The 20,433-nt window shown below is 62.3% G+C and carries 28 protein-coding genes; 12 read left to right on the top strand and 16 right to left on the bottom strand.

Annotated features, from left to right (window positions below):
* Nucleotide 1 precedes the first annotated feature (1 nt).
* Nucleotides 2-622: a class I SAM-dependent methyltransferase gene (locus tag ACP154_RS06995; RefSeq protein WP_421860511.1), complete on the top strand. Its 621-nt coding sequence runs from the start codon at nucleotides 2-4 to the stop codon at nucleotides 620-622.
* A 173-nt stretch (nucleotides 623-795) separates the two neighbouring features.
* The gene (locus ACP154_RS06990; protein ID WP_424993775.1) at nucleotides 796-1,296 is read left to right on the top strand and encodes a DinB family protein; all 501 of its coding nucleotides are present in this window, start codon (nucleotides 796-798) and stop codon (nucleotides 1,294-1,296) included.
* Here ACP154_RS06990 and ACP154_RS06985 read toward each other — a convergent pair.
* The gene (locus tag ACP154_RS06985) at nucleotides 1,293-1,694 is read right to left on the bottom strand and encodes a DUF1499 domain-containing protein (protein WP_421860517.1); all 402 of its coding nucleotides are present in this window, start codon (nucleotides 1,692-1,694) and stop codon (nucleotides 1,293-1,295) included. The genes ACP154_RS06990 and ACP154_RS06985 overlap by 4 nt on opposite strands.
* 119 nt (nucleotides 1,695-1,813) lie before the next feature.
* On the opposite strand from ACP154_RS06985, the gene ACP154_RS06980 reads away from it, so the two are divergent.
* Entirely contained in the window at nucleotides 1,814-2,761 is a 948-nt protein-coding gene (locus tag ACP154_RS06980) for an ABC transporter ATP-binding protein (RefSeq protein ID WP_421860520.1), read from the top strand.
* 2 nt (nucleotides 2,762-2,763) lie between these two features.
* The gene (locus ACP154_RS06975) at nucleotides 2,764-4,233 is read left to right on the top strand and encodes an ABC transporter permease (RefSeq protein ID WP_107712291.1); all 1,470 of its coding nucleotides are present in this window, start codon (nucleotides 2,764-2,766) and stop codon (nucleotides 4,231-4,233) included.
* A gap of 120 nt (nucleotides 4,234-4,353) precedes the next feature.
* Here the strand turns inward: ACP154_RS06975 and rpsU are convergent, their stop codons facing one another.
* A complete protein-coding gene (gene rpsU / locus ACP154_RS06970) occupies nucleotides 4,354-4,620 on the bottom strand; it encodes a 30S ribosomal protein S21 (protein ID WP_107712290.1) in 267 nt (88 codons plus the stop codon).
* Between the two features lie 184 nt (nucleotides 4,621-4,804).
* On the opposite strand from rpsU, the gene ACP154_RS06965 reads away from it, so the two are divergent.
* On the top strand, nucleotides 4,805-5,479 hold the full coding sequence (locus ACP154_RS06965; protein WP_421860523.1) for a COQ9 family protein: 675 nt from the start codon (nucleotides 4,805-4,807) through the stop codon (nucleotides 5,477-5,479).
* A gap of 41 nt (nucleotides 5,480-5,520) precedes the next feature.
* Here ACP154_RS06965 and ACP154_RS06960 read toward each other — a convergent pair whose 3' ends face one another.
* The 3 genes from ACP154_RS06960 to arsH all read right to left on the bottom strand — a co-directional run bounded on the left by ACP154_RS06960 (nucleotide 5,521) and on the right by arsH (nucleotide 7,920).
* Complete coding sequence (locus ACP154_RS06960) at nucleotides 5,521-6,594, bottom strand: 5-(carboxyamino)imidazole ribonucleotide synthase (protein ID WP_421860525.1); 1,074 nt, start codon at nucleotides 6,592-6,594, stop codon at nucleotides 5,521-5,523.
* Nucleotides 6,595-6,596: 2 nt separating this feature from the next.
* Nucleotides 6,597-7,106, bottom strand: a complete 510-nt coding sequence (gene purE, locus ACP154_RS06955; RefSeq protein WP_421860528.1) for a 5-(carboxyamino)imidazole ribonucleotide mutase — start codon at nucleotides 7,104-7,106, stop codon at nucleotides 6,597-6,599.
* Nucleotides 7,107-7,194: 88 nt separating this feature from the next.
* The gene (gene arsH, locus ACP154_RS06950; RefSeq protein ID WP_421860530.1) at nucleotides 7,195-7,920 is read right to left on the bottom strand and encodes an arsenical resistance protein ArsH; all 726 of its coding nucleotides are present in this window, start codon (nucleotides 7,918-7,920) and stop codon (nucleotides 7,195-7,197) included.
* Nucleotides 7,921-8,186: 266 nt separating this feature from the next.
* Between arsH and ACP154_RS06945 the strand changes: the two genes are divergently transcribed.
* Complete coding sequence (locus tag ACP154_RS06945) at nucleotides 8,187-8,918, top strand: GGDEF domain-containing protein (protein WP_421860533.1); 732 nt, start codon at nucleotides 8,187-8,189, stop codon at nucleotides 8,916-8,918.
* Between the two features lie 18 nt (nucleotides 8,919-8,936).
* Here the strand turns inward: ACP154_RS06945 and ACP154_RS06940 are convergent, their stop codons facing one another.
* From ACP154_RS06940 to ACP154_RS06930, 3 genes are all read right to left on the bottom strand, one after another.
* Nucleotides 8,937-9,146, bottom strand: a complete 210-nt coding sequence (locus ACP154_RS06940; RefSeq protein WP_199235504.1) for a YdcH family protein — start codon at nucleotides 9,144-9,146, stop codon at nucleotides 8,937-8,939.
* Between the two features lie 122 nt (nucleotides 9,147-9,268).
* On the bottom strand, nucleotides 9,269-9,754 hold the full coding sequence (locus tag ACP154_RS06935) for a TIGR02444 family protein (protein ID WP_421860535.1): 486 nt from the start codon (nucleotides 9,752-9,754) through the stop codon (nucleotides 9,269-9,271).
* Nucleotides 9,751-10,365, bottom strand: a complete 615-nt coding sequence (locus ACP154_RS06930) for a UbiX family flavin prenyltransferase (RefSeq protein WP_421860538.1) — start codon at nucleotides 10,363-10,365, stop codon at nucleotides 9,751-9,753. The genes ACP154_RS06935 and ACP154_RS06930 overlap by 4 nt, the downstream gene beginning before the upstream one ends.
* A gap of 106 nt (nucleotides 10,366-10,471) precedes the next feature.
* Here ACP154_RS06930 and ACP154_RS06925 point away from each other — a divergent pair, with 106 nt between their 5' ends.
* The 3 genes from ACP154_RS06925 (at nucleotide 10,472) to ACP154_RS06915 (ending at nucleotide 12,504) form a co-directional block, all read left to right on the top strand.
* Nucleotides 10,472-10,642, top strand: coding sequence for a DUF465 domain-containing protein (locus tag ACP154_RS06925; RefSeq protein WP_107712284.1), 171 nt, complete (start codon nucleotides 10,472-10,474; stop codon nucleotides 10,640-10,642).
* Nucleotides 10,643-10,725: 83 nt separating this feature from the next.
* A complete protein-coding gene (locus tag ACP154_RS06920; RefSeq protein ID WP_421860541.1) occupies nucleotides 10,726-11,595 on the top strand; it encodes a tetratricopeptide repeat protein in 870 nt (289 codons plus the stop codon).
* A 90-nt stretch (nucleotides 11,596-11,685) separates the two neighbouring features.
* Complete coding sequence (locus ACP154_RS06915) at nucleotides 11,686-12,504, top strand: SDR family oxidoreductase (RefSeq protein WP_107712282.1); 819 nt, start codon at nucleotides 11,686-11,688, stop codon at nucleotides 12,502-12,504.
* A gap of 72 nt (nucleotides 12,505-12,576) precedes the next feature.
* Here ACP154_RS06915 and ACP154_RS06910 read toward each other — a convergent pair whose 3' ends face one another.
* Together ACP154_RS06910 and ACP154_RS06905 are read right to left on the bottom strand one after the other, a co-directional pair.
* Nucleotides 12,577-13,236, bottom strand: coding sequence for a cell cycle transcriptional regulator TrcR (locus ACP154_RS06910; RefSeq protein WP_107712281.1), 660 nt, complete (start codon nucleotides 13,234-13,236; stop codon nucleotides 12,577-12,579).
* Between the two features lie 166 nt (nucleotides 13,237-13,402).
* A complete protein-coding gene (locus ACP154_RS06905; protein WP_421860544.1) occupies nucleotides 13,403-14,386 on the bottom strand; it encodes an NAD(P)H-quinone oxidoreductase in 984 nt (327 codons plus the stop codon).
* A gap of 66 nt (nucleotides 14,387-14,452) precedes the next feature.
* Here ACP154_RS06905 and ACP154_RS06900 point away from each other — a divergent pair, with 66 nt between their 5' ends.
* Together ACP154_RS06900 and ACP154_RS06895 are read left to right on the top strand one after the other, a co-directional pair.
* Nucleotides 14,453-14,653, top strand: coding sequence for a DUF1192 domain-containing protein (locus ACP154_RS06900; RefSeq protein ID WP_107712279.1), 201 nt, complete (start codon nucleotides 14,453-14,455; stop codon nucleotides 14,651-14,653).
* Nucleotides 14,654-14,733: 80 nt separating this feature from the next.
* Nucleotides 14,734-15,243, top strand: coding sequence for a DUF1465 family protein (locus ACP154_RS06895; protein WP_421860546.1), 510 nt, complete (start codon nucleotides 14,734-14,736; stop codon nucleotides 15,241-15,243).
* A 65-nt stretch (nucleotides 15,244-15,308) separates the two neighbouring features.
* On the opposite strand, the gene ACP154_RS06890 is transcribed toward ACP154_RS06895, so the two are convergent.
* From ACP154_RS06890 to ACP154_RS06875, 4 genes are all read right to left on the bottom strand, one after another.
* The gene (locus tag ACP154_RS06890; RefSeq protein WP_424993774.1) at nucleotides 15,309-15,536 is read right to left on the bottom strand and encodes a hypothetical protein; all 228 of its coding nucleotides are present in this window, start codon (nucleotides 15,534-15,536) and stop codon (nucleotides 15,309-15,311) included.
* A 398-nt stretch (nucleotides 15,537-15,934) separates the two neighbouring features.
* A complete protein-coding gene (gene rpmE, locus ACP154_RS06885) occupies nucleotides 15,935-16,156 on the bottom strand; it encodes a 50S ribosomal protein L31 (RefSeq protein WP_107712276.1) in 222 nt (73 codons plus the stop codon).
* Nucleotides 16,157-16,349: 193 nt separating this feature from the next.
* Complete coding sequence (locus tag ACP154_RS06880) at nucleotides 16,350-17,366, bottom strand: peptidoglycan -binding protein (RefSeq protein WP_421860551.1); 1,017 nt, start codon at nucleotides 17,364-17,366, stop codon at nucleotides 16,350-16,352.
* 2 nt (nucleotides 17,367-17,368) lie between these two features.
* Nucleotides 17,369-18,382 (bottom strand): hypothetical protein, encoded by a 1,014-nt coding sequence (locus ACP154_RS06875; RefSeq protein ID WP_133724671.1) that lies wholly within the window; start codon nucleotides 18,380-18,382, stop codon nucleotides 17,369-17,371.
* A gap of 222 nt (nucleotides 18,383-18,604) precedes the next feature.
* On the opposite strand from ACP154_RS06875, the gene ACP154_RS06870 reads away from it, so the two are divergent.
* Nucleotides 18,605-18,970, top strand: a complete 366-nt coding sequence (locus ACP154_RS06870) for a hypothetical protein (protein WP_421860554.1) — start codon at nucleotides 18,605-18,607, stop codon at nucleotides 18,968-18,970.
* On the opposite strand, the gene ACP154_RS06865 is transcribed toward ACP154_RS06870, so the two are convergent.
* Both ACP154_RS06865 and efp read right to left on the bottom strand, forming a co-directional pair.
* Complete coding sequence (locus ACP154_RS06865) at nucleotides 18,967-19,743, bottom strand: inositol monophosphatase family protein (RefSeq protein WP_107712272.1); 777 nt, start codon at nucleotides 19,741-19,743, stop codon at nucleotides 18,967-18,969. The two genes, ACP154_RS06870 and ACP154_RS06865, sit on opposite strands and share 4 nt — an antisense overlap.
* Before the next feature lie 24 nt (nucleotides 19,744-19,767).
* On the bottom strand, nucleotides 19,768-20,334 hold the full coding sequence (gene efp, locus ACP154_RS06860) for an elongation factor P (protein ID WP_107713644.1): 567 nt from the start codon (nucleotides 20,332-20,334) through the stop codon (nucleotides 19,768-19,770).
* Between the last annotated feature and the right edge of the window lie 99 nt (nucleotides 20,335-20,433).

Here is a 20,433-nt window from a genome sequence, read left to right as displayed (position 1 = left end):
CATGTCTTTTTATGAAACCCACATCCTGCCCCATCTGATCGGCTGCGCCTGCGGTGCGCCGCAGATCATGAAACAACGCTCGCTTCTGGTCCCGAAGGCTGAGGGGCGCGTACTGGAGGTCGGCTTCGGCGCCGGTCCGAATCTGGAGTTTTATGATCCGGGCAAGGTCAGCCGCGTCTTCGCGCTGGAACCCTCGATCGGCATGCGCCGCAAGGCCGCCGCAGCCATCGCGGCCTGCCCGGTCGAGGTCGAGCTGATTGATCTGCCGGGCGAAGAGATTCCGCTTGATGATGACAGCGTGGATACCGTGGTGCTCACCTATACCGCTTGCACCATCCCCGATGTGGACGCGGCCCTGGCGCAGATGCGGCGGGTTCTGAAGCCGGGCGGGCGCTTGTTATTCTCCGAGCACGGCCTCGCGCCCGATCCCGGCGTGCAGCGCTGGCAAAAGATCATCGAACCGGTGTGGAAGCCCATTGGCGGCGGTTGTCATCTGACCCGGCGCCCGGATGCGCTGATTGAAGCGGCGGGGTTCTCCATCACGGACATGAGGGCGGACTATCTGCCGAAAAGCCCGAAATTCGCCAGCTTCAACTATGCCGGCGAGGCTGTGGCGGCCTGATCGCGCGTGTCCATGCGCCGATGGTTCGTCTTTACAGGGCGATGATCCATCAATAACAAAGTGCTAGGTCAGAGGCCTGAAAGCGCTCTGGCCCCAAGTGGAGCAGCCTGCTTACACTTAGGCTCCCTGGCCGCATCCTGATGGGCCGTCTGCAGAAGTGACGTCATAGAGCAATGCTTTACAGCCACCCCTCCCGCATGGCGGCGTACAATACCTGGGCGAACGCACGGCTTTATGACGCGGCCACGGCGCTCAATGATTTTGAGCGCAAACGGGATGTGAAAGCCTATTTCACCAGCCTGCACGGCACGCTCAATCATATGCTCACAGCGGACCGGATCTGGCTCAAACGCCTCACTGGCGAAGGCGACGCGCCCGACCGGCTGGACGCCGTTCTGTTTGACCAGTTTTCAGAGCTGCGCGAGGCGCGCGAGGTCGAGGACAAGCGGCTGATGGATTATGCGTCCGAAGTGCGCGCTGATCAGCTGGGGGATACGCTGGACTACGTCAATACGCGCGGCGAAGCCAAAGCCTTGCCGCTGGGCGTGGTGTTGACCCATCTGTTTAATCACCAGACCCATCATCGCGGACAGGCGACCCATATTCTGCGGCAGCTGGGCGTGGCCGAGCCGCCCTCGCTCGATCTGTTGTATTTCGCCCTGCCGACCGCCTAGGCCAGCGCGGCCTTAAGGCTTTCAAGCCAGGCTCTGATGCGTTTGCGGTTCACGCCCATATCGGAATAGCCGATCACGGCGCGGGAATAGATCGCGAGCGCGGCGCCGCCTTGCGCCTCGAACGCCTGAACCGTGATGTAATCGGGGAAACGAAAGAGTTTCGAGCGCTGCACCAGCTCGATCTGTCCCGCTTCTTCGCGCACCAGGGTGACGCGCGGCGCAGCCAGAGCGACGGCTTTGAACGCATCCAGCACCGCCTCTGGCGTTTGCTCAAAGACCGGACTGTCCTGGTCTGGCGAGGCGACCGCTTCGAACTCCGACGGCAGCACCAGCCAGCGCCGGGGCCTCGTATCCGGGACCAGAGTCGCAAAATCCAACGGGAAAACTCGGTCTGCCATGGTTCACTCCATCCTGCGCGACACCATCGCGTACGATTCACTTGCCGTATTCATAGCTGGATTACCCCTGCGCATCATCCTAAACCTTGAGGAAATGTGTTTCGGGAGCATCCAATCTGATGACTGAATACGCCCTGGAGGTGGACGGCCTGAGCAAGACCTTCGCCGGCAAGCCCGCCGTGCGCAATGTGTCATTCAAGGCCCGCAAAGGCGACATCACCGGCTTTCTGGGTCCGAACGGAGCCGGCAAGACCACCACGCTGCGCATGTCGCTGGGCGTGATTACGCCCGATCAAGGCAAGGTGACGCTATTTGGCGGCGCCCCCAACACGATGAGCATGGACCGGGTGGGCTTTTTGCCCGAAGAGCGCGGCGTCTATCGCAAGATGACCGCCGAAGCCGTGATCGTGTTCTTCGCACGCCTGAAAGGCCTGTCCGCCGGCGAGGCCCGCCACCGGGCGCTGGTCTATCTGGAACGCTTTGGCCTCAAGGACGCGGCGGCAAAGAAGATCAAGGAACTCTCCAAGGGCATGGCCCAGAAGATCCAGATCATCTCCGCGATCATCCACGAGCCCGATTTCATCATTCTCGACGAGCCGTTCTCGGGCCTCGACCCAGTGAACCAGGCCATGCTCGAACAGGTCATCCGTGAGCAGGCCGAAGCCGGGCGCACCGTTCTGTTCTCCACCCATGTGATGGAGCACGCCGAACGCCTGTGTGACCGGATCATTCTGATGGCGCGCGGAGAGAAGGTGTTCGATGGCCGGGTGGACGAAGCCCTCGCCCGGGTGCCGCGGCAGGTGACCCTGGGCGCTGCTGCGGGGTCTGATCTCGCCTCAGTCATCGCTGATCTGGGTGAGGTGGAGACGCTTGAGAGCGATCCCGACGGCGCCATCAACCTGCACCTGACGCTCAAGACCGGCGTGGACGCGCAGGACGTGCTGCGCGCCTGCGTGCAGGCGGGTGTGCCGCTGACCCGGTTCGAGCCCCGCCGCCCCCATCTTCACGACGCCTTCGTCGCCCTGGTGGGCGAGGATGCGGTCGAAACCGTCAGCGAAGAGGCCTGATCATGCGCGCTGCTTACCTGATCGCCCGCCGCGAATACCTGTCTTATGTCGCCACCTGGGGCTTCTGGCTGTCGCTCTTGGCGGTGCCGATCTTCGCCGCCATTGGCGGGCTGACCCCGGCCCTGATCCAGTCATCCCAACCGGTGCGCTATTTCACCGTCATCGACGAAACAGGCCAGGGGCTCGACCGTCTGATCGAACAGACCCGGTTTGAAGAACAACGTGAGCGCGTGCGCAGCGCCATCGAGATGATGGCCCGCGGCATGGGCGGCGATGACGCGGCGGCCCAGGCCCTGGCCATTTTCGACGAAGACCCGGACGGGGTCAGCCGGGCCGAGGACGCCTTGCAGTCAGTGGGGCTGTCAGACGCCGCCAGCGCGCTGGACGCAGGCCGCACCAAGGCCGTGCAGGTCGACCCGCCAGCGCAAACGCTTGAGGCGCTGCGCGCCTATGTGTCCGGCGATGAGACCGTGGACACGCCTGAAGGGCCGAAATCCCTGTTCGCGGCCTTCTTTATCCGCCCTCATCCCGAGCAAGGGCTGGAGCTGGTGTATCTGTCGGCCAACCTGACCAACAATGATCTTCGCACCGATGTGCGCAACATTTTGCGCGCCAATATGCGCGAGGAGGCCCTGGTCAGCGAAGGGCTCGACCCGGACGAAATCAACGCCATCCTCGATATCCGGCCTCTGGTCACCAGCCTGGATGTCAGCAGCGATGCGGGCGTGGAAGAAGAAGTGACCTTTGCCGATCGCGCGCCGTTCTTTGTGGCGCTCGGCCTCGCCTTCATCTTGTGGATGGCGGTGTTCTCGGTCGCCAACATGCTGCTCACCTCCATGATCGAGGAGAAGGGCGGCAAGATCATCGAGCTGCTGCTCTCCACCGCACGACTTGAAGACATCCTTCTGGGCAAGCTTCTGGGCGTGGCGGGGGTGTCTGTGACGCTGTTCGCCGTCTGGGGCGGGGTGGGCGTCGGTTTGAGCACGCTCGGAGGCTCGGCCCTCGCCTCGATCGACCCTGACCTTCTGGAGCTTCTGACGTCCGTGTTTGATCCGGGCCTGTTGCTAGCGGGTCTGTTCTTCTTCACCTGCGGCTATCTGATGTATGGCGCGATCTTTCTGGCCATGGGCTCGCTGTGCGACACGCTGCAGGACGCCCAGACGCTCATGGGGCCGGTGATCTGGATCCTGATGCTGCCCATGCTGATCATCGTGTTTTCGATCAATGCGCTTGATTCCATGGTGATCCAGATCGGCTCCTGGGTGCCCTTGTGGACGCCGTTTGTGATGATGGCGCGCCTGCCCACCGATCCGCCCTTCTGGGAGCTCGCAGCGGCGTGCGCGCTGATGGTGGCGACCACGGTCCTGGTGTTGTGGGGCGCCGCAGCGGTGTTCCGTCAGGGCGCGCTTGGCCACGCCAATGCGGACTCCGTGCGCAAGCTCCTGAAGATGGGCGGCAAGAAAAAAGCCTGAGCGGAAACGCTCAGGCTGTACCCTGCCTCTCATACAGGCTCAGATACAGCAAAACCCCGTACGCGAAACGTACGGGGTTTTTCGTGTCTGCTTTGGAGCGGTTAAGCCCGGCGCAGCGTCCTAGCGGCGAGCACCGCCGCCACGCTTGGGCAGCAGGCCCTCACGTTGGGCGCGCTTGCGAGCCAGCTTGCGGGCGCGACGGATCGCTTCCGCTTTTTGGCGCGCTTTTTTCTCAGACGGCTTTTCGTAATGGTTGCGGCGCTTCATCTCGCGGAAAGTACCTTCCCGCTGCATCTTCTTTTTCAACGCTTTGAGCGCTTGCTCAACGTTGTTATCGCGCACGACGATCTGAACGATGGTAGTCTCTCCCTTCGAATAGGTGCTCAAAGCCCGCTCCGGACTTTGAAAGGTATAGCTCACGCGAACACAAAGAGCCGCGTGGCTCCACCGTCCGCGCCGGATCGCTTCCAACAGAGGCGGGCGATATACCGGGTCTGAAAGCCCCTGTCCAGCACAGAGCGCGGCGAAACGCCCCGTGACGACAGGCTTCGAGCGCACTAGATATACCATCATGACCGCAAAAGCACAAAACTCCGCCCCCTCCCGCGCCCAGGCCGCCCGCGAAGCCCTGGTGGACGCCGCCTTGCCGAACGCCGCCTTTGACGGCTGGAGCGAGGCCACGCTCGCCCAGGCCGCCAGGGACGCCGGTTTGAGCGAAGGCGAGGTGCAACTCTATTGCCCCGCAGGGATTCTCGACGTGATCGAGACCTGGACGCGGCGCTGTGACGCCCGGGCGCGCGCCGAGATCGAAGCCAATCCCGCCAATCGCATTCGCGACAAGGTCAGTCAGGGTGTGCTTGTGCGGTTGGCCCAGTATGAGGGTGAGGAAGAAGCCGCCGCTCGGGCGCGCGCGCGCCTGCTGCTGCCTGACGGACTGGATCGCGGCGCGCGGCTGGTCTGGGCGACCTCGCACATGATCTGGAGCGCCATTGGCGATACCAGCACGGACGGAAACTTCTATTCCAAACGGGCGATTCTCTCAGGCGTCTACGCCTCGACCTTCGCCATCTGGCTGGAAGACGACAGCGAGGACCGCACCAAGACGGCCGACTTCCTCGACCGCCGCATCGACAATGTCATGCAGTTCGAGAAGGTGAAGGGTCAGGTCAGAAAGCTGACCAAGAATTTGCCGGACTTCACCGCGATGATGGGTGATCTGCGTTACGGGATGCGGCGGGCGAAGTAAGACATAACTGCTCTTGCCCTGCGATCGCCGGGACAGAGGCGTTAGAGCGGCCCCAGCACGTTCACATGGCCCATTTTGCGGCCCTCGCGGGTTTCGCGCTTGCCATAGAGATGCAGCACCGCCTTGCGGTTGACGAGCCAGTCTTCCCATCCGTCCGCGTCATGACCGATCAGATTGATCATCTGCGCAGACGAATGCGGCGCCGTCTCGCCCAGCGGCCAGCCCGCGACAGCGCGAATATGCTGTTCAAACTGGCAGACATGACAGGCGTCCTGGGTCCAGTGACCGGTATTGTGCACGCGCGGCGCGATCTCGTTGACCAGAAGCGTTCCGTCTTTGAGCGCGAACAGCTCCATCCCCATCACGCCCACATATTCGAGCGCCTCGAGCACGCTGGCGGCCATGGCGACAGCCTGGCGCGACACGTCCTCGCTGATAGCAGCGGGGGCGAAACTTTCGCGCAAAATGCCGTCTGAATGCCGGTTTTCCGACAGCGGGTAAGCCGCGACCGCTCCATCGAGCCCGCGGGCGGCGATGATGGACAGCTCCATCGTGAAATCTGCAAAGGCTTCCAGAATAGCGGGCTGGCCGTTCATGGCGGCGAACGCCTCTTCCGCGTCCGACATCTGGCGGATCACGGCCTGACCCTTGCCGTCATAGCCAAAGCGACGGGTTTTCAGAATGGCCGGCAGGCCCAGCTCTGAAATCGCCGCGTGTAGCGCCTCAAGGCTGTCCACAGCGCGAAACGCCACGGTCTTGGCCCCATGCGCATTCAGGAAGGTTTTTTCCGTCAGTCGGTCCTGAGCGACGTCCAGCGCCATCGCCCCCGGACGCAGGGGCGCATGCTCGGCGGCCGCCGCTGCGGTGGCGGCGGGCACGTTCTCAAATTCATAAGTGACGGCGTCGACGCTGGCGGCGAAGCGCGCCACAGCGTCCAGATCGTCATAGGCGGCGGTGATCGTCTCCACGGCGACCCGGCTTGCCGGGCAGTCAGGTTCTGGATCAAAGATCACCACATCAAGACCCAGCCGCGCCGCAGACAGCGCCAGCATGCGGCCCAGCTGGCCGCCGCCCAGAATGCCGATCCGGGCGCAAGGCGCGAGCGCGTCAGTCATGGTCAGTCCTCGACGGTTTCGGCCACCGACTCTGTCAGCGACGCCCGGTAGGCTTTCAGACGCTCCATAAGCGCCGCATCAGACAGACCTACGATAGAGGCGGCCATGATGGCGGCGTTCTTGGCGCCCGCCTCACCGATGGCCAGCGTCCCCACCGGCACGCCGCCAGGCATTTGCACAATCGACAGAAGCGAGTCGAGGCCGGACAGGGCGCGCGATTGCACCGGCACGCCCAGCACCGGCAAATGCGTCATCGACGCCACCATGCCCGGCAGATGCGCGGCGCCGCCCGCGCCCGCGATGATCACTTTCACGCCGCGATCGGCTGCAGACTTGGAAAACTCCACCAGACGGTCCGGCGTCCGGTGCGCCGAGACCACTTTGGTCTCATACGACGCGCCCAGCTGATCCAGAAGCTCGGCGCCGGCCTTCATGGTCGGCCAGTCCGAACGCGAACCCATGATGATAGAGATGGGAGCAGCCTGTGCGCCGCTCGAATTGCTTTCGCTCATAATAGCCTTGCCTGACAGGCGATTGGAAAGCACGTCAACTTAACTGTGGCGCGCTTTCGGTCAAGCAAAACCCAAGACTGCACTGTATTCAGAGCGCGGCCTGGTTCACGCGCGCCATCAATTCCTGAGCGGTTTCCTTGCGCTCGGAGTATCTGTCGACGAGATAGTCCGCGGTTTCGCGGGTCAGCCAGGTGAACTTCACCAGCTCCTCCATGACATCCACGATCCGGTCATACAGGGCTGAGGGTTTCATCCGGCCCGCCTCGTCAAACTCCAGGAACGCCTTGGGGATCGAGGACTGGTTGGGGATGGTGATCATCCGCATCCACCGGCCCAGAACCCGCATCTGGTTGAGGGTGTTAAAGCTCTGCGATCCGCCTGACACCTGCATCAACGCCAGCGTTTTACCCTGGGTCGGACGCACGGCCCCCAGCGATAGCGGAATCCAGTCAATCTGCGCCTTCATCACCGCTGTCATTGCGCCATGGCGCTCCGGGCTGCACCAGACCATGCCCTCAGACCAGGTCACGAGGTCTCGCAGCTCCGCCACTTTGGGATGGTCCGCCCCGGCGTCGTCGGGCAAGGGCAAACCGTGCGCATGAAAAATACGGGTTTCGGCGCCGAACAGCGCGAGCAGTCGCCCCGCCTCCTCGACCGCCAGCCGGCTGAAAGAGCGCGCCCGAAGCGAGCCATACATCAGCAAGATGCGCGGCTTGTGGGTGACACGCCCGCGCGGCGCCAGAAGATCCGTCTTGATCGGCGCGACGCACTCACGCGCCAGATTGGGCAAATCCCCCGTTTGGACATCAGACACGCACGCTCTCCGCTTTCACTGGCTCAAACACTTCAGGAGAGCCTGAAATAAATGAACCGTCTGAAAACTTCAAGATATTCTGAAATGAGGCGATCTGTCGTGCAAACAGCCCGTGTCTCGGTCGGGTGCAATGACCTTGGGTTGAGGCGCCCCGACAGCTGATCCCGGCCCGATTGAAACTCTGTTCGCCCATTCAGGAATGAACGGTTTTTTTACCACACGCGCCGAGGCTTAGGCTGAACGACCCGTACTATGGAGCCCGCGACATGCGAATACGATCCGGCGGTCCGCTCGCTGGCGCCGGCCCTGTGGGTCGCCGCGAGGAGACCCGGCGCAGCGAGGCTGCGCCGCGGGGGACGAGCGCGCCGAGTGACAGCGCCTCCATCATGGGCGTGCCGGAAGCCGAGCTGACGCCCAATGTCCAGCGCGCCCTCTTGTCCCTGATGGGCGAAGTCGACCAGCTCCGGCGTGAGACCGAAGCCCTGCGCGGGCGCATGCGCGAACTGGAAAGCCTGGCGGATCGGGACGCTTTTCTGCCAGTCCTGAACCGACGCGCTTTTTTGCGTGAAGTTTCAAAGGCTCTGTCGCTGGCGGAGCGCCATGACGCGCCCTCCAGCCTGATCTATCTCGATCTCAACGGCTTCAAACAGATCAATGATCAGCATGGTCACGCCGCAGGCGACGCTGCGCTGGAACAGGTCGCCACCCTGATCACCGATCATGTGCGTGAAACCGATGCCGTCGGACGGCTGGGCGGCGACGAATTCGGCATCGTGTTGACCTTGACGCCCGAAAGCGCCGCCAAGGAGAAGGCGCGCGATCTCTCAAAAGCGATTTCGGACAGCGCCATCACCCATAAAGGGCAAAAACTGACCTTGGGCGCAGCCTGGGGCGTGCAACCGCTCTCATCCGGCATTGCCGTGGAAGACGCCATCGCGGCGGCGGATGCGGCCATGTATGCGCACAAGCAGGCCGCCAAGGATCGCGCCGTCAGCTAAAGCGCCAGCAAGGCGCGTCTAGGCGATGATGTCGGGATTGAGAATATCCTCCAGACGATAGATTTCGTCTTTCAGATACAGCTTGCGACGCTTGAGGCGGACCAGTTTGAGCTGATCGGTGACGCCGCATTCCGCCAGCGCCGAGACTTCTTCGTCCAGTGTCCGGTGCTCAAGCTGTAAATCCTCAAGCTGGCGCTTGAGCGCGGTTTCGTCCAACTCGCCATCCATTGTCCAGACCGACCCTTTCAATCAGACGCAAGCCGGTCATATCCGGCTGAGTAGATTATCGAAAAGACCTCGGGCGCAAAAAGCGTCTCGCTTGCGCTCTCTTCATTTCGAGGACGCCTATATTACACGTTTTTGCTCGTCTCGAAAATGTTTTCCACAAAGGCCGTCGCAGTTTGGCCCGGCGCGCCGCAGCGGGCGGCATAGTCGTCCAGCCGCCGCAGGACCAGAGTCCGGCGATCCTCCTCACGATTTTCAGGACAGGCCTGAGCCAGCGATTCAAGCGCATACTGTTCCAGCTTTTCCGCCTCGAGCTCGACCGCCAGAACCTTTTGGCGCAAGGCGAGCGCTGCCTCCGTCTCGACGCCCTGAAACGGTTGCTTGAGGTGGTCGCGCGAGGTGCGCAGCGGCTTGACCACGCGCGCGCTCCACAGCGCAGACAGCTCCACGGCCTGGCCCAGGGCCGGTCCGGGATCGCGCTCGTTCATTACTGTCCAGACAATCCACAATCCCACATTCACGTCCAGGCCCGCCGCCTGAAGCGCCAGGCAGGCGGGTTTGACGCCGTCCTTGCCATAGAGTTTGACGGAGAAGCTCCAGAATGCGCTCATTCAGCCCCTGATCCCATCTTCGCTTGCGGGCGACGCCCCTGCTCCAGATCCTCGCCCCAGCGCTTGGTGCCGTCCCAGTCGAGCCCGAACAGATCAAGCGCGCGCCCCACTGATTGGTTGACGATGTCATCGACGCTCTTGGGATGCGCATAAAACGCGGGCAGCGGCGGCATGATGACCGCCCCCATTTCCGCCAGCTGGGTCATCGTGCGCAAATGTCCCAAATGGAACGGGGTTTCACGCACCATCAGCACCAGAAGGCGGCGCTCCTTGAGCACCACGTCAGCGGCGCGGGTCAGCAGTGAAGACGTCACGCCCGTGGCGATTTCGCTCATGGTGCGCACAGAACACGGCGCAATAAGCATGCCACGGGTCTTGAACGACCCCGAGGCGATGGGCGCGCCCACATCGGCCTGTTTGTAGAGCATGTCAGCGCTGTCGCGCAGCACGCTGGGCTTTTCACCCATCTCATAGGACAGGGTCATCTCGGCCGCCTTGGAGGCCACCACATGACTTTCCACACCCAAGGTTTTCAGCGCTTCAAGCGCACGCATGGCGTAAACCACGCCAGATGCGCCGGAAATCCCGACCACAAGCCGATCTGGGGTCATATCCGTCACTGCTGATTAACTCCGATAAAATGTCGCAACCGATTTTGAATTGTCATCTGGCGCTATCAGATGGTTCAATGTGAGTCCTAGAGCAAGGGAGGCATATATGGCCACTGACGCGCGTATTCGTGAACTGGACGCCCGCCACGACAAACTCGATCATCAGATTGTCGAGCAGATGAAAAGTCCCTCCACCGACACCCTCGCGGTCGCAACCCTTAAAAAACAAAAGCTTAAACTTAAAGAAGAGATAGAAGCGCTCAAACGACGACAATAATCAGACATCCTGCTAGCCTGACCGGAAAGGGCGGACCCCGCGTCCGCCCTTTTCTTTTTCTCTGCTGACACCCGGGTTTGGTCGTGCCTCATCTTCTCCGCCTGCTGACGATTTCTGCAATGCTGGGACTGTTCGCCCAAACCGCTGACGCCCAAAGCGCGCGTCAGCAGCTCTGCCCGGACGGGTACGCTGCGCTCTCCGAGAATGAAGCGGACGCGGCCATCACCGCCTTCCAGGCCTGTCTCGCCGAGCAGTTTTACGACTGGCCGCAAGAGGCCGAACTGCGCACCCGGCTCGGCGCCGCCTATCTCGCCTCCGGACGCTCAGAAGAGGCGCTGATAGCCTATAACCAGATTTTCGCCCTGGTGGAGGCGAATGACGGCGATGTGGACAACCCGCTGATCCGCCGCAATCGCGCCGCCGCCTATTTGCAGCTCGACCGGCCGGAAGACGCATTGCCGGATCTTGAAATCGCCCTGTCGCGCATTCCCGAGGACGGCTTCACCGCTGTGCTGGCGGGCGCCGCCTATCTCGATCTCGACCGCGCCGCAGAAGCTGTCGCCGCCTTTGACGCCGCCGTGCGCGCCGAACCCTCCTATGCGTCCGCCTGGATCGGCCGGTCGGCCGCCTTCGTCGAGCTCGGCATGAGCACGCTGGCGATCGAGGATGCGCGTGAGGCGGTAAGCCTGCAGCCTGAAGATCCGGGCGCGCTGAACGCGCTGTGCTGGGCTCTGGTCCGGGCCGAACGGGCCGCCGATGCTCTGACCACCTGCCGCACCGCGTCCGCAGCCGCGCCGGACGAAGGCTCGATCACTCATTCGCTCGCCGCAGCGCTGGAACAGATTGGCGAGGTTGAAGAGGCGCACGCTCTGTACGCCCGCGCCTATGCGCAATCGCCCGACGACCCTGAAATCACCCAGGATTATGAGCGCGTCTTCGGCGCCACGCCCTAAAGCCTTCAACACAAAGGCTGACTGAGCGGTTTACAGGGCTCTCGCGCATCTGTTTGATCGCCGTCGATTTATTGGAAATGGAGCATCCCCATGGCGGTCTCTGATCGTGTGGCCATCATCACTGGCGGCGCCAAAGGCATCGGCGCAGCCTGCGCCCGGCGCTTTGTCGAAGAGGGCCTGCGGGTCGTGGTCGCCGACATTGATGACGAGGCCGGGGAAGCCCTGGTTGAAACCCTCAACGCCGGCAAGGAACGCGCGCTGTTTGTCAGCTGCGACGTCTCTGACAAACTCGCGGTCGCCAATCTGATGGCGGAGACCCGGTCTGCTTTTGACCGTGTGGACATCCTGGTCAACAACGCCGCCACCCTGGTCAAGGGTGATGTGATGGATCTGTCAGCGGACGATTTTGACGCTGTCATGAAGGTCAATGTGCGGGGCGCTTTCCTGGTGGCCAAGGCCGCCTCCAAGCAAATGGTCGAGCAGATCGAGGAGGAGCAGGCGCGCGCAGAGGATTGCCGCAAACGCTACGCCATCATCAATATGAGCTCGGTGAACGCCGTGGTCTCCCTGCCCGATCAGCTCGCCTATACGATGAGCAAGGGCGCGCTCAACCAGATGACCAAATCCATGGCCCTGGCGCTGGCGCCGTGGGGCGTGCGGGTGAACGCCATCGGGCCGGGCTCGATCAACACCGACATTCTCAAAGCTGTGGCTGATGACCGTGAAGCGATGAAACGCATCCTGTCGCGCACGCCGCTCAACCGCCTGGGCGATCCGGACGAAATCGCGGGCGTCGCCTGGTTCCTCGCCAGCAAGGACGCCAGCTATGTCACCGGCGAATGCATCTACGCTGATGGCGGCCGGCTGGCGCTCAACTACACCATGCGGCCTGAAGATTACGAAGACTGAGCGCGTTGGCGACGCCCAGAAAAAAGCCCGGCTTTCAGAGCCGGGCTTTTTCATGCGATCGCTGTTGAAGGCTTATTCGCCTTCCCCCTTGGGCTTGCCGAAGAGCTCATCCAGAGTGGTCGGCGCGTTCGAGGAATCGCTCTCTTGCTCGTCTGCGGGCTTGAGGGTGTCGTTCTCGATGACCACCTGACCATCTTCTTCCATCTGCTTGCGACGGGCGGACGCTTTGGAGACCTGCGCATCCAGGTCGATCTGGGTGCACAGCCCCAGCGTCACCGGGTCGGTCGGCTTGATATTGGGCGAATTCCAGTGCGTGCGCTCACGCACCGCTTCGATGGTGGTCTTGGTGGTGCCGATCAGCTTGGAGATTTGCGGATCGGTCAGCTCGGGGTGATTGCGCACCAGCCAGGCGATGGCGTCCGGACGGTTCTGCCGACGCGACAGCGGGGTGTAGCGCGGGCCTTTCTTGCGTTCCTGGAACTCGGCGTATTTCGGCTTTGACGCGCTCATGCGGTAGGCCGGATCCTTTTCCGCCTTGGTCAGCTCTTCACGGTCCAGCTGACCTGACGCGACCGGATCCGCGCCGCGCACGCCAGCGGCCACGTCGCCATCGGCGATGCCCTTGACCTCAAGATGGTGCAGGCCGGTGAAGTCGGCGATCTGTTCAAAGCTCAGCGCGGTATTGTCCACCAGCCAAACCGCCGTCGCCTTGGGCATGAGAATCTCGGCCATGTCAGTCCTCGTACACGTAACAAAAGAAAACCCGGCGCGGACCGCCGGGTTGTCGCCGTCGACCGCCCCTCATCACGCCGTTCACGATAGAAGAGGGAAAGTGTGTTTCTCCTTATAGCGTGCTTGTCGCGCGCTGGAAACACCCCTGACACGCCGCCGTCAGGCGCTAGGGAGCCAGCATGATCTTTCCCGCATGCCCGCCTGCATCCATACGCGCATGGGCTTTGGAGACCTCATCAAGCGCAAAGGTGGAATCAATGACCGGGCGCACCTTGCCCGCCTCGACCCAGGGCCAGACATGGGTCTGAACCGCCTGAGCAATCGCAGCTTTCTCCGCATCGGGGCGAGCGCGCAAGGTTGAGCCGGTCAGGGTCTGGCGCTTGAGCATCAGCCCCATCAAATCCAGTTCGACCCGACTGCCTTTCAGGAAGGCGATCATCACCAGACGCCCTTTCCGGTTCAGGCAGGTGAGATTTTTCTGCACATAATCCCCGCCGACCATGTCCAAAATCACATCCGCGCCGCCCTCCGCGCTGATCGCGGCGGACCAATCCTCGGCGTGATAGTCAAATGCGCGGTCCGCACCGAGATCGCGACACAACTGCGCCCGCTCCGCGCCGCCCGCCGTGGCGATCACATAAGCCCCGTGCGCCTTGGCCATCTGGATCGCCGTCGTACCGATGCCGCTGGCGCCGCCATGCACCAGAAACCGCTCACCGGGTTTCAGCGCACCCGCGTCAAACACATTGGTCCAGACGGTGAAGACGGTTTCCGGCAGCCCCCCGGCTTCCGTCAGCGCAATTCCCTCAGGCGCAGGCAAGACGCTTCCGGCCTTGGCGCGCGTCACATCGGCATAGCCGCCGCCAGACACCAGCGCGACGACCGGATCGCCGATGGCGAGCCCTGTCACGCCCTCGCCCAGCGCCCGGACTGTACCGGAGACTTCAAGCCCCAGCCCTTCCGGCGCGCCCTCAGGCGCAGGGTAAAACCCCATGCGTTCAAACACGTCGGGGCGGTTTACGCCGGCGGTGACCACATCAATCAGCACCTCGCCCGGCGCTGGCGGGGCCAGAGTGACGGTTTTCACGACCAGCTTCTCTGGCCCGCCCGGTTCTGGGGCGACGACGATGCGCGAGGAATTCTCAACCATGAGCGGGACTCCGAAGGGTTAATGCACTAATGTCAGCCGCCTTGTCTGCAAGAGAGGAGAGCGCTGATGTTTCAAGATGAACCGCTGACCTCCCGCACCGAGGCGATCACCCCGGGCGAGGATTTGAGCGATCTGGGTGTCGAACAGCTGACCGAGCGGCTCGAAACCTTACGTCAAGAAATGGCCCGGACAGAAAGCGCGATCAAGGACAAGAAGGCCGGCCTGTCGGCTGCGGAGGCCTTTTTCAGACCGCCTGGCGCCTCATGATGCGCGTCTGGCCTCAGCCTTGCTTAAGAGTTCTTATACAGTCTTGAGATGATGCGTAACGAGACAGCACGGATAATGATATGACCCCGGTCACGCCTCACGCCAACACAGCAGCCCGAGTTTCCGATTTTGCGGATTCTGAAATGTTCCGTCGCCTGTTTCGGGACGGCATGGATCTCGTGGAGGAAACCGCCAGCTATCTGGACGGGCCGGGCCGTGACGACGCCAAGCGCCTGGGCCGATCGGGCGCGCTGGCCTATGCGTCTGAATCCATGGGGCTGACCACTCAGCTGATGCAATGCGCCTCCTGGTTGCTAACCCAGCGCGCCGTGGCAGAAGGCGATATGAACCCCGATGAAGCCGCCGAAGAGCGCTATCGCCTGTCGCCGAACAAGTTCAGCCCGCCCAGCTGGCCGGCCGGGGATGATCCCTGCCCGCCGCGTTTGGGCGATCTGGCCCTGCGCGCGCGTGAATTGCATGAACGCCTGATGCGGCTTGACGATTCCCTGTTTGAAGCCGAGCAGAAACTGGCGGACAATCCGGTCGCCAGCCAGCTCTCCCAGCTCAGCGCCGCTTTCGGTGACACCTGAAGTCCGCCGAGAAGGATCGTTAAAACCCTCTCTCGTGCAGTGTGGCGCGGGTTCTACAGGACCAGCTACTGGCCGCCAAATCCTGAGGGCGGTCGCGGCAGAGGGACAAAATCCTGACCGTGATTGCGCCGATCCAGCATGTGTTCGGTTTCGCGCTCTTCCGCTTCAAGTTCCGCCCGTGTCCGACAGACCTGCTCTGCAAGCCGCGAGCCGGTAGCGCTCTCATAACGGCATATGACTTCTTCACCGTCTTCATTCACGGCGACGAAGCCTTCTCCGTAGATCATTGCCATGTGCTCTTCACTGGCGCATGCCGTGAGCAAGAGCCCGGATATACCAAAGATTACAAGTGCTCTGATCATTACAACCCTCCTTACACCAGAAGAGTATACACACATCCAATTTTCACGACACGCAGAAACGCCCACTTCGCCCTGAGACGTTGAGCGAGGATTACGCAGCGAGACTTTCAGGGTTTTTCGCATGCGTTCGCCAGCAAATGAGACCCAGCTTCCGGTGATGAGGCGGCGCACAGAAAAACGGCCGCTCCCGGGAGCGGCCGTTTTGTTCAACACCCACAAAGGCGTATCGAGCAGGCGAGAAAAACGCCCGCAGCCGAGGGGAGATTGCGGGCGTTCCTCGAAAGACTTCAACGGAGCCAAGCTCTGCCCGATCGAGGGGGGATAGGGCCTTAGACGCCGAAGCCTTTGAACTTGTCTTTGAACTTGGACACGCGACCCGCACGGTCCAGCAGGGTCTGGTTGCCACCAGTCCAGGCCGGGTGCGTGGACGGATCAATGTCCAGTTGCAACACTGCGCCTTCTTTACCATAGGTAGAACGAGTCTTAAAGCGCGATCCGTTCGGGAGCACCACTTCGATGAAGTGATAGTCGGGGTGAATGTCCTGTTTCATCGTGCCGCTCCGGCCCTCTTTACGCTTGAAGGCGGCCGTTAGAGCCGCCCACAAGTGGAAATCTGCATGAATTGAGGCGCGGTGTATACACCCCGAAATCGACTGTTTCAAGCGCCCTGAGTCAGATCGCGCAAATACAAGGACTTACCGAAAACTTAATCGCCGTTGAGCTGCATTTATGGTTCACAAACCCCTAACGCGAGGTCAGCTTCAGCTCGATGCGGCGGTTGCGGGCATAGGCTTCCTGGGTGCGTCCTTCCGCGATCGGATAATGCTGCCCGAACCCCGCCGCCAGCAGGCGACGCGGCGGCACGCCCTGGCTTTCGAAATAGGAAATAACCGACAAGGAGCGCGCCGTGGACAGCTCCCAATTGGACTCAAAGGGCGCATTGGGGCCGAGCGGCACCCGGTCGGTGTGCCCGTCCACCCTGAGCACCCAGTCAAGATCATCCGGGATCTCGTCGGTCAGCTGAATAATCGCGCCAGCGATCGGGGCCAGGGACTGGCGGCCTTCCGCGCTCAGCTCAGCCGAGCCGGACGCGAACAGCACGTCGGTTTCAAACACAAAGCGGTCGCCCACCACGCGAACGCCGGACCGGTCGCCCAGCACCTCGATCAGGCGCCCGAAGAATTCCGAGCGATAGCGTGCGAGCCGCGCCACTTCGCTGGCGAGCGCCGCATTGAGACGTCGTCCCAGATTGACCACTTCGGCTTCCAGCTCCGCCTCACGCGCTTCAGAGGCGTTCAGCGCCTCGTTGAGACGCGCAAGCTCGTCGCGCAGGGCCGCCATCTGGTTATTGAGCAGTGCGACCGTGGCCTGCGCCTCTTCAGTCAGCGCTTCTTCTTCCGCGAGGCTGGCGCGCGCTGCGGCGAGGCCCTCCTGCAAGCCCGCAATTTGCGAGCTGAGCCCGGCATTGGTTTCTCGCAGCGCGCCGTTTTCCTGATTGAGCACGCTGACGCGCAAGCTCAATTGCTGGTTCTCGCTCTGCGCCAGGTTGAGCTCTTCAGCCAGCGTGGCGAGACGGCTGTTGAGGTCGGCCAGTTGCTCATCGCGCCCGGTCAGCGCCTGGGACAGAGCAAACTGCCCCGCCGTGAACACCGCCAGCAGAAAGACGATGACCAGCAGCAAGGTTGCAAGCGCATCGACGAATCCCGGCCAGTAATCGCCGGACTCGCTCTGGCTGGACTGAAGATGCCGGGGCAGAGACATGGCTACTCGTTCCGGTCCTGGCCGCGTTCGCGGTTCAGACGCGCCTGCGCCTCCAGGGCGCGCACCAGCACCTTGATCTCATCGCGCAGCAGGCGCGCGCTCTCACGCTGGCTCTCCGCCGCGTCGTCCGCAAAGCGGGTCATAATGGTTTCCAGCTGGCGGGTATGGCGCTCCAGCGTGTGGGTCAGCCGGTCCAGCGCATCCGCGCTCTGCTCCAGCAGAGCGCCCACATAAGCGCCTGAGCCGCCCGCCTCGTCAGGGCTGGCGCCTTGCGGGCCGGCGTTTGACAGGCGCGAGATCGAGGACAGCCATTCCTCGACCTCATTATAAAACCGGTTCTGCGCCCGGCTCGCCTGTAGCTCCAGAAACCCGATGATCAAAGACCCCGCCAGACCGAACAGCGAAGAGGCGAAGGCCGTGCCCATGCCGGCGATCGGCTCTTCAATGGCGCTCATCAGCGCCATGGCGTCGGTCTCGCCCGCGCCCGATGACGTCGCAGAGACAGCGCGCACCGCATCGCCCACATCCGACACCACCAGCAACAGGCCGTAAAAGGTGCCCAGCAGGCCCAGAAAGATCAGAAGCCGTCCGAAATAGCGGGTGAAGGCGCCGCTTTCCGCCATTCGCGCCGCGACAGAATCCAACACCACACGCGCAGACGCCGCCGACAGGCGCGAGCGGCCGTCCGCAGCATCGGTGACAAGCGCCGCCATAGGCGCGATCAGCGCGGGCGGGCTGGGCAGTTGGTCGGGATGATCCGCCTCGTTCAGACGCACCAGCCAGCGCGCGCTCGGACCAATGGCGAGCGCTTGCTGGAAGGTATACAGGATGCCGATAAACAGTACGCCGAGGATCAAGCCGTTGATCGCCGGATTGGCTTCGAACGCCAGGATCAGGGGCTGGTGCAGCGCGGCGGCCAGCGCCAGCACGACGGCGAGAAACACCACCATCCAGAGAATGTAGTTTCCCGGTCCGGTGAAACGGGCCTTACGGCGCGGTCCTTTCGGATCAGCCATGCGATGCGGCTCCCTCATCTGACGCGTCAGCTTTCCTGCAGGCTTGGCCTACGCCGCCATCAAACGCAAGGGTCTTGGCGGGAATGAGGCAAGGGTGGGGCTAGGTGAAGATCCTGAGCCATTCTCTTGTACGGGCCGCAATCGCCAGTTTCATCTTGCCTGAAACTTTAACCTGGATTAACCATACACACAGACTTGTTGCGCTGCAGCACAGGATCCGCCATGCCGCTCAGACTGAAGCGTTGGAGTTATCGGATCAACCGGCACGACATCGTCCTGGAGTGCGGCTACACGCTCTGGGGATGGGCGCAGGCGCGCCTGAGCGTGGATGGTGAAACACTCGCCCAGAAACAGGGCTGCCGTTTCTGGCCGCTCACTCTGGACGCTCGTATCGATGACGCGCCCTCTGTCATGCCGCTGAGGGCCGTTGTCACGCCCGGCGTTCTCAGCGTGCATTCCGAGCTATGGGCTTATGGCGTTCCGGCAGCTTCGCCGGACCGGGCCATGAAAGGCTGGCTGGACAGTCCGCGCGGCGCCTGGCCAGAAAGCCGTCGCGCCGCGCAGAGTGTTCACAAGAAACAAGCCTAGCTGGCGACCTTGGCGAGCATTTCGCGCAATTCCTTGATCACCATCTCGTTGCCGGCGGCGATATGGCCGGTTTCCAGCACATCCGTGCCGGGATCGATCGCGCCGGCATAGCCGCCCGCTTCCCGCACCAGCACAAGACCGGCGGCGATGTCCCAGGACTTCAGATTGCGCTCCCAGAAGCCGTCAAACCGGCCCGCCGCCGTCCAAGCGAGATCGAGCGAGGCCGCGCCATAGCGGCGCACGCCGGCGGTCATCGGCATGATCTGGTGCAATTCCTTCAGGAACTGGGCGTGTCCCTTCTTGCCAAAGAAGGGCATGCCGGTAGCGATCACACAATCATGCAGATCCCGGCGCTCGGCCACCCGCAAGCGGCGGTCGTTCATGAATGCGCCACGGCCCTTCTCGGCGTGAAACAGCTCGTCGGTGGCGGGGTTATAGACCACGCCTGCGATCAGCTCGCCTTCGCGCTCCAGCGCCACGGAAATGGCGAAATGGGGCTGGGCGTGCATGAAGTTCAACGTGCCGTCCAGCGGATCAATGATCCAGCGATGGGATTTGTCAGTGCCTTCGACGACGCCGCGCTCTTCCATGACAAAGCCATAGCCGGGCCGCGCCTTGGACAGGATGTCAAACAGGATCTCTTCAGATTTCATGTCGGCCTGGGTGACGAAATCCGCCGGGCCTTTCTTGGACACCTGAAGGTGTTCGACTTCGCCAAAGTCACGCGCCAGACGGCGGCCCGCCTTGCGGACCGCATCGGTCATGACTTGCATCAGTGCAGAAACTTGAGCCAAGACTTACTCCGCCCGACGGACATAGGAGCCGTCTTCCGTGGCCACGACAATCCGCTCGCCCACACCCACGAAGGGCGGCACGGCGGTGCGGACATTCCCGGTGAGAATGGCGGGCTTAAACGAGTTCGCCGCCGTCTGGCCTTTGACCACCGGCTCGGTCTCGATCACCTCAAGCTCCACATGCTTGGGCAGTTCGATGCCGATGGGCTTCTCTTCATAGATTTCCAGAACCACCATCATGCCGTCGGTCAGATACGCCGCGCGCTCTTCACCGACAAAATCGATGGGCAGGCTGGTCTGCTCGTAGTTTTCAGTATCCATGAACACCAGCATCTCACCCTCAGGGTAGAGGAACTGGTGGTCTTTTTGCTCAAGGCGCACCTTCTCAACCTTGTCCGCCGAGCGGAAGCGTTCGTTGAGCTTGCGACCATCGAGCAGGTTTTTCAGTTCGACCTGGGCGAACGCGCCGCCCTTGCCCGGTTTCACGTGATCTGCTTTCACCGCCACCCACAGGGTGTCCTGGTGCTTGATCACGTTGCCAGGCTTGATTTCATTGCCGTTGATTTTCATCGGAAGGTCCGTTTCTGGAACAGGCGCGCCGCACAAACCTTCAGCGCCGCCCATAAATTCAGCCGCGCTCGTTTAACAGGGCCGCCCAGTACGGGCAAG

Source organism: Oceanicaulis sp. (assembly GCF_965249665.1).
Taxonomy (GTDB): domain Bacteria; phylum Pseudomonadota; class Alphaproteobacteria; order Caulobacterales; family Maricaulaceae; genus Oceanicaulis.
Note: the sequence above shows the minus strand (reverse complement) of the source record. Positions and strands in the feature narration are given on the sequence as shown.

Coding starts and splice junctions, on each gene's coding strand:
- ACP154_RS06910 (WP_107712281.1), bottom strand. CDS start 13,236: ATGGCCGAGATTCTCATGCCCAAGGCGACGGCGGTTTGGCTGGTGGAC.
- ACP154_RS06935 (WP_421860535.1), bottom strand. CDS start 9,754: ATGAGCGCATTCTGGAGCTTCTCCGTCAAACTCTATGGCAAGGACGGC.
- ACP154_RS06960 (WP_421860525.1), bottom strand. CDS start 6,594: ATGACTGACGCGCTCGCGCCTTGCGCCCGGATCGGCATTCTGGGCGGC.
- ACP154_RS06985 (WP_421860517.1), bottom strand. CDS start 1,694: ATGGCAGACCGAGTTTTCCCGTTGGATTTTGCGACTCTGGTCCCGGAT.
- ACP154_RS06900 (WP_107712279.1), top strand. CDS start 14,453: ATGTTTCAAGATGAACCGCTGACCTCCCGCACCGAGGCGATCACCCCG.
- rpmE (WP_107712276.1), bottom strand. CDS start 16,156: ATGAAACAGGACATTCACCCCGACTATCACTTCATCGAAGTGGTGCTC.
- ACP154_RS06925 (WP_107712284.1), top strand. CDS start 10,472: ATGGCCACTGACGCGCGTATTCGTGAACTGGACGCCCGCCACGACAAA.
- ACP154_RS06895 (WP_421860546.1), top strand. CDS start 14,734: ATGACCCCGGTCACGCCTCACGCCAACACAGCAGCCCGAGTTTCCGAT.
- ACP154_RS06915 (WP_107712282.1), top strand. CDS start 11,686: ATGGCGGTCTCTGATCGTGTGGCCATCATCACTGGCGGCGCCAAAGGC.
- ACP154_RS06945 (WP_421860533.1), top strand. CDS start 8,187: ATGCGAATACGATCCGGCGGTCCGCTCGCTGGCGCCGGCCCTGTGGGT.
- ACP154_RS06940 (WP_199235504.1), bottom strand. CDS start 9,146: ATGGATGGCGAGTTGGACGAAACCGCGCTCAAGCGCCAGCTTGAGGAT.
- purE (WP_421860528.1), bottom strand. CDS start 7,106: ATGAGCGAAAGCAATTCGAGCGGCGCACAGGCTGCTCCCATCTCTATC.
- efp (WP_107713644.1), bottom strand. CDS start 20,334: ATGAAAATCAACGGCAATGAAATCAAGCCTGGCAACGTGATCAAGCAC.
- ACP154_RS06870 (WP_421860554.1), top strand. CDS start 18,605: ATGCCGCTCAGACTGAAGCGTTGGAGTTATCGGATCAACCGGCACGAC.
- ACP154_RS06930 (WP_421860538.1), bottom strand. CDS start 10,365: ATGACCCCAGATCGGCTTGTGGTCGGGATTTCCGGCGCATCTGGCGTG.
- ACP154_RS06965 (WP_421860523.1), top strand. CDS start 4,805: ATGACCGCAAAAGCACAAAACTCCGCCCCCTCCCGCGCCCAGGCCGCC.
- ACP154_RS06875 (WP_133724671.1), bottom strand. CDS start 18,382: ATGGCTGATCCGAAAGGACCGCGCCGTAAGGCCCGTTTCACCGGACCG.
- ACP154_RS06975 (WP_107712291.1), top strand. CDS start 2,764: ATGCGCGCTGCTTACCTGATCGCCCGCCGCGAATACCTGTCTTATGTC.
- ACP154_RS06890 (WP_424993774.1), bottom strand. CDS start 15,536: ATGGCAATGATCTACGGAGAAGGCTTCGTCGCCGTGAATGAAGACGGT.
- ACP154_RS06865 (WP_107712272.1), bottom strand. CDS start 19,743: ATGCAAGTCATGACCGATGCGGTCCGCAAGGCGGGCCGCCGTCTGGCG.
- ACP154_RS06880 (WP_421860551.1), bottom strand. CDS start 17,366: ATGTCTCTGCCCCGGCATCTTCAGTCCAGCCAGAGCGAGTCCGGCGAT.
- ACP154_RS06995 (WP_421860511.1), top strand. CDS start 2: ATGTCTTTTTATGAAACCCACATCCTGCCCCATCTGATCGGCTGCGCC.
- ACP154_RS06980 (WP_421860520.1), top strand. CDS start 1,814: ATGACTGAATACGCCCTGGAGGTGGACGGCCTGAGCAAGACCTTCGCC.
- ACP154_RS06990 (WP_424993775.1), top strand. CDS start 796: ATGCTTTACAGCCACCCCTCCCGCATGGCGGCGTACAATACCTGGGCG.
- ACP154_RS06905 (WP_421860544.1), bottom strand. CDS start 14,386: ATGGTTGAGAATTCCTCGCGCATCGTCGTCGCCCCAGAACCGGGCGGG.